We start from the raw sequence: 12,053 nt of genomic DNA, 5'->3' as shown, positions 1-12,053 counted from the left end.
AATTATGAACAACAAATTTGTAAAAAAATTATTTCTTCTGTTGATATTATTATCAGGAAGCGTAATTTTTAGTCAAACTGTTACAGGAAAAGTCTCCGATGGAGGCGGACCATTACCTGGAGCAAGTATTTTAGTTAAAGGTACCAACAATGGTACTATAACAGATTTTGATGGGAATTTTACTTTAGAAAAAGTTTCATCAAATGCCACATTAATTGTTAGTTATGTTGGGTTTCAAACTCAAAATGTAGCACTCAATGGTAAAACTACAGTTAATATTACTTTAAAAGAAGATGCACAATCTTTAGATGAAGTTGTAATTATTGGATATGGAGCTGTTAAAAAAAGTGATTTAACAGGTTCCATTGCAACAATAAAAGGTGATGCATTAGAAGATCAACCTTTTACGGGAGTAGATCAAGCTTTACAAGGTAAAGTATCTGGGGTAACAGTAATGCAAAATTCTGGAGCACCAGGAGGTGGAGTTTCTGTTAGAGTACGAGGTATAACTTCGTTAACGGGTAATAATGAGCCATTATATGTAATTGATGGAGTTCCAGTTGAAGCAGATTCTAATAACGATTCGTTTTCTTTTTCATCATTAGGTGGTGGAAATGGGCAAACTAAAGTTAGTGCACTTTCCAACTTAAACCCTTCAGACATAGAATCTATGCAAGTATTAAAAGATGCATCGGCAACAGCTATTTATGGTTCAAGAGCGTCTAATGGTGTAGTTTTAATAACAACTAAAAAGGGAAAGAATGGTAAATCAACCATTACATATGAATCTTATTTAGGTTATCAAAGTACACCAACATATATAGATTTAATGAACCTACAAGAGTATGCAGAATTTTATAAAGAAATTGCAGCAGTTAGAGGGCAATCAGTTCCTTTAGAGTTACAAAATACAGCCTTGTTAGGAAGTGGAACTAATTGGCAAAAAGAAATATTTCAAGTGGCTCCAATTATGAATCATCAAGTATCTGTAAAAGGAGGAACAGAAAAAACAAAATTTTATACATCAGTAAACTATTTCGACCAAGAAGGTATAGTAATTAATTCAGATTTTAACAGAGTTGCTATTCGATTAAATTTAGAACATAAGGTAAATAATTGGTTTAAAGTAGGCAATAATATTACTGTAAGTAAATCACGTGAACATATAACTTTTAATGATGATGAAAGTGGTGTAATTAGTAGTGCTGTTAGACAATCTCCAGCAGTTCCAGTAAGGTATTCAGATGGAAGTTGGGGAGGACCAACAGACAATACAGGAGTTGGTAATGGAAGAAACCCAGTAGCATGGGCAGAAATTAGAAATAACCAATTAGATCGTTTTAAAATAAACGGAAACTTTTTTGGTGAATTTTCAATTTTTGAAGATTTTACTTTTAGAACAGAATTAGGATATGACTATAATACTACTAAAGTAGCAGTATTTAATCCAACTTATGAAATGGGAATAGAATCCAATAGTGTTGCAACTTCAGCTAAACAAAATACAGATAGCTTTTATTGGATTTATAAAAATTATTTAAACTACAATAAAACCATAGGTAAACATTCTGTTAATGCAATGGTAGGTATGGAGTCGCAAGAGTCTAAATGGGAAGGTGTAAGTTTAAGCAGAAGAGATTTCTTAACCAATGATATTAGCACTATTAATTTAGGAGATGAAGATACAGCAAGAAATGATAACTGGAAAGGCACTTGGAGTTTAATGTCATACTTTGGGCGAGTAAATTATTCATTTGATAGTAAGTATTTGTTAACAGCAACTATGCGTGCCGATGCTTCGTCAAACTTTGGAGATAATAACAAATGGGGATATTTTCCATCATTCTCTGCAGCTTGGGTTTTAAGTAAAGAAAACTTTATGGAAAGCACTGAAGATATTATCAGTTTAGCAAAAGTACGAATTGGATATGGTGAAGTAGGAAATCAAAATATTGGTGGTTATAAATATGGAGCAGCGTTAAGAAATGTTGCAACTGCTTACGGTACAGGGTTTACACAACAAAATATTGCAAATCCAGATGTTAAATGGGAATCTACCAAGTCTACAAATTTAGGTATAGAGCTTGGCTTTATCGATAATAAAATAAAACTAGATATAGATTTATATAAGAAAACGTCAGCAGATTTCTTGTTTCAAGAACCATTGCCAAGTTATTTAGGAGCTTACAATGTTGCTTCGTATTTAGGGTTACAACCTCCGTTTGTAAATTTAGGTGAAATGGAAAATAAAGGTATTGATGTAATGTTAACAACACATAACATTTCAACCGATAATTTTAATTGGACAAGTTCTTTCGTATTTTCAAAATACAAGAATAAATTAGTCTCTTTAGCCGATGATAATTCAGCTATATTCCAAACAATTGAATTTAATAATACCATAACTAAAACAGCTGTTGGTCAACCAGTAGGATTGTATTATGGTTATGTTTCTGATGGTTTGTTTACAAGCGAAGAAGAATTATATAGTAGTCCTTCTCAAGGAGATATTAATGAAGATACTGGTATTTGGATTGGTGATATAAAATGGAAAGATATAAATGAAGATAATGTAATTGATGATAAAGATAAAACCTATATAGGTAATCCACATCCAGATTTTACATTTAGTATTTCAAATAATTTAAACTATAAAAACTGGGATTTAGCAATTGCAATGAATGGTTCTTATGGGAATGATGTTTATAACTGGACACGTAAGTTAACCGAAGGTATGTTAGAGTTAAATGGTAATCAATCTGTAGTTGTAAACAATAGATTTATTGAAGGTGTAAATGAAAATACAGATATACCAAGGTTTGTTTTTGGTGATCCAAATGGTAATGCAGGTGTATCAGATAGATTTGTTGAAGATGGTTCTTATTTAAGAATTCAAAACATAACTTTAGGATATACATTACCTTCAGTAGCTATAGAAAAACAAAATTTAATAAGTAAAGTTAGATTTTACACTACTATCCAAAACTTATACACATTTACTAATTATTCTGGTTACGATCCTGAAATTGGAGCATTTAACCAAAATTCAATGATGATGGGAATAGATAATGGTAGGTATCCAGTGCCAAGAACATATATGATAGGAGTAAATGTAGAATTTTAATTGACTAAAACATTTTATTATGAAAATATATAAATTATTAATAGTATTTGTGTTGATATTTGCAGCATCTTGTTCAGAAGATTTTGTAGACAATCCACCAGAAGATGCTTTAACCGTTGATAATTTCTTCAACACAGATCAACAGGTATTAAGTTCAGGAAGTCCATTATATGGTTATCCTTGGTTTTATTTTAACGAAAAATTTCTAATAACTATAGGAGATTTATATAGTGGCAATGCTATTGGAAGTTATTCTGACCTTGCGCAATTTGAGAATTTTTCTGTAAACGGAGCTAACCAATTTGCAAACGAAGGATGGGATTCTTTATACAACGTAGTAGCAAATGCAAATGTTCTAATGTATAATTTAGAAACAAAAGTAGGAGCAGACGTTTCAAAAGAGGTTATAGACCAAGTAATGGGAGAAGCTTATTTTATGAGAGCTTCAGCATATTTTTATTTGGTAAGAATTTGGGGTGCAATACCTATTATTCATTCTGTAGAACAAATAAATTCAAAAGAACCAGTTTATAGAAATAGAGTAGAAGATATTTACACTTTTATTATAAATGATTATAAAAAAGCTTATAGTTTACTTCCTTCTCAATGGGATGCTAACAATCTAGGTAGAGCAACAAAATCAGCTTGTGATGGTATGTTAGCAAAAGTATATTTAGCACAAGGCGATTATACAAACACTAATATTTATACTTCAAAAGTTATTAATAGTGAACAGTATAGTTTAATGGCTAATTATCAAGACTTATTTAATCCAGATTATAATAATAACATAGAATCTATTTTTGCTTTACAATGGGTTGCATGTGGAGATTGGGGATTTCAAAATCCTAATCAAGCGTATTTAGCAGCTTCACCAAAATTAACACAAGTAGGTGATGGTTGGGGAACATTTCAACCAAGTATAGATTTAATGAATGCTTATGAAGATGATGATTTAAGACGTTATAGAACTATTATGGAGCCTGGAAGTTTTTATCCAGAATTAGTAACTGCAGAAGGTGGCTATACAGTACCAGAAGATGGTTTAACAAGTACAATTGCAGGTTTTAGAAAATATGTAGTAGGCTCTCCAGATGAAGGGAATGTATGTTTTATGTCAACAGAAGTAAATACTAATATTTTACGTTACGCAGATATTTTATTAATGCACGCTGAAAGTATTTTAGCAAACAACACTTCAACTACAGATCAAAATGCACTTGATGCATATAACGCAGTTAGAACTAGAGCAGGATTAGATGCTAAAGATGAAATTACAGCTGAAGATATTTTTAATGAACGAAGAATTGAATTTGTTGTAGAAGGTGATTATTGGTTCGATTTAGCTCGTAGAGATAGAGCTGAAGCATTAGAAATTATAGCAAATCAAGAAAGAGGTGTTTATCAAGATAGAGATATAAATATTATTGCATCTAAAAAGGTTACACCTTCAGAAAGTGATTTTTTATTACCAATTCCAAGTGCTGAAACGGCAAAGAATCCTTTGTTATTAGAAGAACCTGTAGCATTTGAATTTTAAAAACTTATAAAATTATGAATACAAATAAAATAAAATATATAAAGTATTTATTCATTTTTCTTGCAAGTACATTTGTATTTACTGCTTGTGATGATAATGATGATATGCTAGAACCTGTAATTTCGGGAATATATTCATCGGATACAGGTTTGGGTGTAAATAAAGCATATCCAGAAGACGTTGTAATGGCGGAAGGCGAAGACCTTCAAAATGTAAAAACTATATTTTTTGATAACAAGGTTGAAGTTTTATTTAACCCAGTATTTAATTCAAATTTAGCAATATCATTTACAGTACCTTTTGATGAAGCAAAAGGAAGTAGGTTTGGAAATCAAATAATTACATTCACAAAAGAAGATGGAACATCGTTTCAATCAAATTTTGAAATTTTACAACCAACACCTTTTATCGCAAATTTTAACCCAGAAAGACCAACTGTTGGAAATCAAGTAGAAGTGAATGGAGAGTGGTTTTACAATGTGTTAGATGTTATTTATCAAGGAGAATCAATGGAGTTTAATGTAGTTTCTTCAGAACAAATAACATTTACAATTCCAGTAGATTTAACACAAGGAGGTGAATTAGAAATTATTACAGAAGGCGGTTCTATAACAAAAGAATTAGATATTTATTTAGGGTTTGAAGAGTTGTTAGTTACTGATTTTGATGGTGGAGGTTTACGTCCAAATAACAATTGGGTTACTTATGGAGATTTCAACACGTTTGAATATAAAGAAGCAGGTGGTATTTCAGGGAATTATGCTGAACTTACTTGGGCAGGAGCAACAGCAAATGGTTATAATGGATCTCAATCAGATGCAGGAGCGTTAATGATGGAAGAATCAAATCCAGAAAAAGTTGTGTTTTTAATGGATGTAAATGCAAATGGAGCTATTGGAACAAGTGTAGATGTTTTTATTGTTGATACTGATGGTGTAAACTGGGCATTTAATTACGTAATAGCCACTGATGGATGGCAAACAATTGAAGGTTTAGTTGCAGATTTTGGTAAAAACTACGATCCATCTAATCAAAGTAATGGAGATGCAAATCCTGCAGCTTTAAATCAAGTTAAAGTTAGTATTAATCAAAACGCAGTAACACCAAACCCATCTATAGTTCAATTTGATAATATAAAATGGCAAGTTTACGAAACAGTACAGCCATCAAAATTACCACCTACAGGTCCACAAAATATTTTGTTGAATAGTGATTTAGAATTAGGAGATGGCGATAATTTTGAAAACTGGGGAATGTGGAATGGAGCAGATAGAATGTTTGCTGAAACTACAGAAATATACAGTGGAGCAAGAGCATTAAAAGTGGTGAACCCTGCAGCAGGAAATTCTTGGGATACACAATTTGTAAGTGATCCCGTAGATACTGAAGTTGATAAAGAGTACACTGCTTCAATGTGGATTAAAGGTGAAACTGCTACAGTTCGGTTTTCAACAAATGCAGCAGCAGGAGCTTTATATGGTCCAGATTTTACAGTAACATCAGATTGGCAACAAGTTACATGGGATTTTGTAGCAAATGATGCTTCAACAAGTTTGGTATTAGATATGGGAGTTTCTCAAGGCACATTTTATGTTGATAGTATTGAACTTAAAGAAAAAATATAATTCAGTAATAGATTAATTGAGTTAACCAGGGTTGCTCATTTTATTAGAGCAACCCTTCAAAACAGAAAATAATGAAAATAAAATTTATACATACATTCTATATCTTTATCATAGGAAGCTTATTTACACTTACTAATTGTGCAGACGCTGGAGATGATAGTGATATTGCAAAGGATACAGAATTAGGTAGCCCAATTATTAATTCAGCAACTAATGTAACTTCAGAAGGATTTACCGTAAGTTGGACAAGAGTTTATAATGCAGATGGTTACGAGTTAGATATTTCAATAAATGAAGATTTTGAATCTTTTGTAGTTGGCTATGAAGCAAAATCAACAACTATGTTTAGTGAAGATGTTTATGGTTTAGATGAAGGTACTAATTACTTTTACAGAGTTAGAGCTGTATCTAGTACTGAAAAATCAAAAAATTCAGGAGTATTACAAGTAACAACTCTAGAAGCAAATGGACCAGAACTTACAACTTATTTAAAAGATACTGCTACCACTTTTTATGTTGGAATGGCTGTAAAATCAGATCAACTTACAGATGGATCTAAATATGATGAAATTTTAAAAAATGAATTTTCAAGTATTTCAGGAGAATACGAAATGAAAATGAATATAATTCAACCAACAAAAGGTAATTATGATTGGTCAAAATCAGATGCACTAGTTGATTATGCAACAGCAAATGGAATTAATGTTCACGGTCACGCTTTAGTTTGGCACGAATCTACTCCAGATTGGTTAGAAAATTATACAGGAACTGATGCAGAGTTTGAACAAGAAGTTAAAGATTATATTACAGCTGTATTAACAAGGTACAAAGGTAAAGTAACTTCATGGGATGTAGTAAACGAAGCCATTAATAATACGGATGGATCTATAAGAAGCACTGTATTTAGTCAAAAAATGGGAAATGATTATGTAGCAAAATGTTTTCAATTTGCACGTGATGCAGATCCAGATGTATTGTTATTTTATAACGATTACTCTGTAACTACAGATATTACAAAACAAGCCGCAATATTTAATTTAATTGATAATATGCAAACTAATAATGTACCAATTGACGGTATTGGATTTCAAATGCATATTCAATATAACAGCCCATCTGTAGCTCAAATGGAAACAGCTGTTGATAAAGTAGTGGATAGAGGTTTAAAACTTCATTTTTCAGAGTTAGATGTTCGTGTAAATCCAGATAAGGATATTACGGAATTAACAGCAGAAAGAGCCGTTGCTCAAAAAAATAAAATAAAAGAAGTTGTAGAAGTTTACAATGCTATTCCAACAGAAAATAAATATGCAATTACTATTTGGGGAATGAAAGATGATGAATCGTGGCTATTATCATTCTATAATAATTACAATGAATGGCCATTATTATACGATACTAATTTTGAAATTAAAAAAGCACACACAGGTTTTTTAGAAGGTCTGAAGTAATTAATTAAATCAATTAAAACTTATAAAAATGAAAATGAAGTTGATAATAGGAACGCTATTAACTATCCTAATTACTTCTTGTAATAATAAACTACCTATGCATAAAGATGATTCCTTAACTTTTGAAGAGAGAGCAAAATATTTAGTTTCTTTAATGACATTAGAAGAGAAAGTATCTCAAATGAGTTATGAATCTCCTGCAATTGAACATTTAGAAATTCCTGAATACAATTGGTGGAATGAGTGTTTACATGGTGTTGCTAGAGCAGGAGAAGCTACAGTTTTTCCTCAAGCCATTGGAATGGGAGCAATGTGGGATAAAGAACAAATGTTTAAAGTAGCCACAGCTATTTCAGATGAAGCTAGAGCAAAACATCAGGAGTTTGTATCAAGAGAAAAACGAGGAATTTACCAAGGATTAACTTATTGGACACCAAATATCAATATTTTTAGAGATCCACGATGGGGAAGAGGAATGGAAACTTATGGAGAAGATCCTTATTTAACAGGAGAACTTGGAGTTCAATTTATTAAAGGACTTCAAGGAGATGATCCTAAATACTTAAAACTAATAGCTACAGCAAAACATTTTGCTGTACATAGCGGACCTGAAGCTGATAGACATAAGTTTAATGCTGAACCTTCAGTTTTTGATATGATTAATACCTATAGTCCACAATTTGAAAAAGCAATAAAAGAAGCAAATGTGTATTCTGTAATGTGTGCTTATAATAGTTACAATGGATTACCTTGTTGTGGAAATTCGGTATTAAGTAATTTATTACGAAAAGAATGGAATTTTAAAGGTTATATAGTTTCAGATTGTTGGGCAGTAGTTGACTTCTTCAAGAAAGATACACATGAAATTGTTGAAACAGAACAAGAAGCAGCTGCAATGGCTGTAAAAGCAGGAACAGACTTAAATTGTGGTAGCTCTTACCCTGCTTTAGTAGAAGCTGTAAAAAATGGATATATTACTGAAGCGGAGATTGATGTTTCGATAGAAAGATTGATAGTTGCAAGAATGAAAGTAGGTTTGTTTGCCCCAAAAGGAGCAGTTAAATATGAAAACATACCGTATGATATTGTTGATTCAGAAAAACATAGATTACTAGCTTTAGAAACAACAAGAAAGTCAGTTGTTTTATTAAAAAATGAAAATAACACACTTCCTTTAAGTAAAAATGTAAAAAAAGTAGCTGTTATTGGTCCAAATGCTGATGATTTGGAAACCTTATTAGCAAATTACAATGGTTATCCATCAAATCCAATTACTCCATTAAAAGGTATTCAACAAAAGCTACCGAATGCAGAAGTAAATTATGCAGTAGGAACACCACTAGCAAAAGGGTTACCAATTTTTGATATTATACCATCTGCGGTTTTGTTTGCAGATAAAGAGTTGACTTCAAATGGTTTAAATGGGGAGTATTTTAATAGTATTGATTTGTCTGGAGAAGTTATTCATAAAAGGGTAGATAAAAATATAGATTTTGTTTGGGGTACTAAAGCGCCTTTTAAAGATATGAGTTATGATCAGTTTTCAGCACGTTGGACAGGTTATTTATCTGTAGATGAAACTGGAAATTACGCCATTGGAGGTGAAGCTTTTTCAGGAATGAAATTATATATAAATAACAAATTACTAGTAGCTAGAGAAGATGTTCATCATCCTAGAAAAGAGTATGAGTATGTGAATTTACAGGCAGGTAAAGCTTATGAAATTAAATTAGAATATAAGCAAGATAATACAGAACGTGCAATGATGCAATTGCTTTGGCAAGTTCCAAATTCTAATTTAGAAAAAGAAGCTATTCAATTAGCAAAAGAATCAGATGTAGTAATTTTATGTATGGGATTAAGTCCTTTGTTAGAAGGTGAAGAAATGAAAGTAAAAGTTGAAGGTTTTGCACATGGAGATAGATTAGATACCAAATTACCAAAGGCTCAAACTGATTTAATGAAAAAACTGAAAAAGTTAGGTAAACCAATGGTATTGGTTTTACAAAATGGTAGCGCTTTATCTGTTAATTGGGAGCAAGAGAATATACCAGCAATAGTTGAGGCTTGGTATCCAGGTCAAGCAGGAGGAACTGCAATAGCTGACGTGTTGTTTGGAGATTACAACCCTGCAGGTAGATTGCCATTAACTTTTTATAAAAGTATTAAGGATATTCCTGCTTTTGAAGATTACAATATGCAAGGAAAAACCTATCGATATTTCAAAGGAGATCCTTTGTATGATTTTGGTTTTGGTTTGAGTTATTCAACATTTGAGTATAAAAACTTAAAAGTTGCAGAAACTATAAAAACTTCAGAAGAATTAATAGTAGAAGTGGATGTAACTAATTCAGGGAAGTTTGAAGGAGATGAAGTTGTTCAGTTGTATGTTAATCAACAAGATGATGGACATAATCCAATTAAAAGTTTAGTAGGGTTTGAACGTGTTCATTTAAAAGTAGGTGAAACCAAAACAATGTTATTTAAAGTTCAACCAAAGCAGTTGGCTAAAGTAAATTTAGAAAATCATAATTTAGAAGTTATAGAGAAAAATATATTTATTTCTGTAGGAGGAATGCAGTATACAAAAGAAAGAGAGCTTCAAAAGAAAGTGATTTCAAAAAATGTTAGAATTGAAGGAAATTCATATCAAATTAAATAAACTCAAATTTTTTAAAATTAAAATGAAATTTTTTATAGACACAGCTAATTTAGAGCAAATTAAGGAAGCACAAACTTTAGGGGTTTTAGATGGCGTTACCACAAACCCATCATTAATGGCAAAAGAAGGAATTACTGGTGCTGAAAATATATTGCAACACTACCGTGATATTTGCCAGGTAGTTGATGGAGATGTTTCTGCTGAAGTTATAGCAACAGATTACGAAGGAATGATTAAACAAGGAGAAGAATTAGCAGCATTAAATCCTCAAATAGTAGTTAAATTACCTATGATAGCTGCTGGTGTTAAGGCTTGTAAATATTTTTCAGATAAAGGTATAAAAACAAATGTTACATTAGTGTTTTCTGCTGGTCAAGCATTATTAGCTGCAAAAGCAGGAGCAACGTATGTTTCTCCATTTTTAGGACGTTTAGATGATATATCAACTGATGGATTACATTTAATTTCAGAAATTAGAACTATTTACGATAATTACGGTTTTGAAACTCAAATTTTAGCAGCATCAGTACGTCATACAATGCACGTAATTGATTGTGCAAAATTAGGAAGTGATGTTATGACTGGGCCTTTAAGTTCTATTACAGGTTTATTAAAACACCCATTAACAGATAGTGGTTTAGCTCAATTTTTAGCAGATTATGCAAAAGGAAATTAAGTATGGAAATCTATAAATTAGAAGAAATAGTTTCTCAAACAAGAAGAGATATTTTGAGAATGGTTCATAAAGTAAATTCTGGTCATCCAGGAGGATCTTTAGGTTGTACAGAGTTTTTAGTAGCTTTATACAATGAAGTTATGGAGCTTAAAAATGAATTTGATATGAACGGAAAAGATGAGGATGTATTTTTTCTGTCTAACGGACATATTTCACCAGTTTTTTATAGTGTTTTGGCACATAGAGGTTATTTTCCAGTTGAAGAATTAGGAACTTTTAGGTTGTTAAATTCTCGTTTACAAGGGCATCCAACTACGCACGAAGGTTTGCCGGGCGTCCGTATGGCTTCAGGATCTTTAGGTCAAGGTTTATCAGTTGCTTTGGGTGCTGCTCAAGCTAAAAAGTTAAACGACGATACAAGGTTAGTGTATACTTTGCATGGTGATGGAGAATTACAAGAGGGTCAGAATTGGGAAGCAATCATGTACGCTGCTGGTAAAAATGTAGATAATTTAATTGCAACAATAGATTTTAATGGACAACAAATTGATGGGCCAACTTCAGAAGTTCTTCCTCTAGGAGATTTAGAAGCTAAATTCAAGGCTTTTGGTTGGGAAGTGCTTCATATTAAAGAAGGAAACAATATAAAAGCTGTTGTTGCTGGTTTAAAAGAAGCAAAATCTAAAACAGGAAAAGGAAAACCTGTTTGTATTTTATTACATACAATTATGGGAAATGGTGTAGATTTTATGATGCATACACACGCTTGGCATGGGAAAGCTCCAAACGATATGCAATTAGAGAATGGATTGGCTCAAAACCCAGAAACTTTAGGTGATTATTAATATTGAAGAAAGTAAAATGAAAAAATACACTTTTACAGAGAAAAAAGATACACGAAGCGGATTTGGAGCTGGTTTAGCAGAATTAGGAAGAACAAACCCTAATGTAGTAGCTTTATGCGCCGATTTAATA

Annotated in this window: 7 protein-coding genes and 1 pseudogene; all 8 read left to right on the top strand. The window is 31.8% G+C overall.

Annotated elements, in window-relative coordinates; genetic code table 11:
- The first annotated feature begins 4 nt into the window (after positions 1-4).
- Positions 5-3,124: a TonB-dependent receptor gene (locus R3X25_RS11850; protein ID WP_317675088.1), complete on the top strand. Its 3,120-nt coding sequence runs from the start codon at positions 5-7 to the stop codon at positions 3,122-3,124.
- Between the two features lie 19 nt (positions 3,125-3,143).
- On the top strand, positions 3,144-4,664 hold the full coding sequence (locus R3X25_RS11845) for a RagB/SusD family nutrient uptake outer membrane protein (RefSeq protein ID WP_317675086.1): 1,521 nt from the start codon (positions 3,144-3,146) through the stop codon (positions 4,662-4,664).
- A 14-nt stretch (positions 4,665-4,678) separates the two neighbouring features.
- Positions 4,679-6,289 carry a carbohydrate binding domain-containing protein gene (locus R3X25_RS11840; protein WP_317675084.1) on the top strand — a complete coding sequence of 537 codons (1,611 nt, stop codon included), beginning with the start codon at positions 4,679-4,681 and terminating at the stop codon, positions 6,287-6,289.
- 71 nt (positions 6,290-6,360) lie between these two features.
- Positions 6,361-7,740 (top strand): endo-1,4-beta-xylanase, encoded by a 1,380-nt coding sequence (locus R3X25_RS11835; protein WP_317675082.1) that lies wholly within the window; start codon positions 6,361-6,363, stop codon positions 7,738-7,740.
- Positions 7,741-7,774: 34 nt separating this feature from the next.
- Complete coding sequence (locus R3X25_RS11830) at positions 7,775-10,402, top strand: glycoside hydrolase family 3 protein (RefSeq protein WP_317675080.1); 2,628 nt, start codon at positions 7,775-7,777, stop codon at positions 10,400-10,402.
- A 22-nt stretch (positions 10,403-10,424) separates the two neighbouring features.
- Positions 10,425-11,078, top strand: coding sequence for a fructose-6-phosphate aldolase (gene fsa, locus R3X25_RS11825; RefSeq protein WP_317675078.1), 654 nt, complete (start codon positions 10,425-10,427; stop codon positions 11,076-11,078).
- Positions 11,079-11,080: 2 nt separating this feature from the next.
- On the top strand, positions 11,081-11,923 hold the full coding sequence (locus R3X25_RS11820) for a transketolase (RefSeq protein ID WP_317675077.1): 843 nt from the start codon (positions 11,081-11,083) through the stop codon (positions 11,921-11,923).
- Positions 11,924-11,939: 16 nt separating this feature from the next.
- Positions 11,940-12,053 (top strand): annotated as a pseudogene (locus R3X25_RS11815) (transketolase family protein); the annotation flags it as partial.

Source organism: Lutibacter sp. TH_r2 (assembly GCF_033101135.1).
GTDB lineage: Bacteria > Bacteroidota > Bacteroidia > Flavobacteriales > Flavobacteriaceae > Lutibacter.
This window is presented reverse-complemented; position numbering and strand designations above follow the sequence as displayed.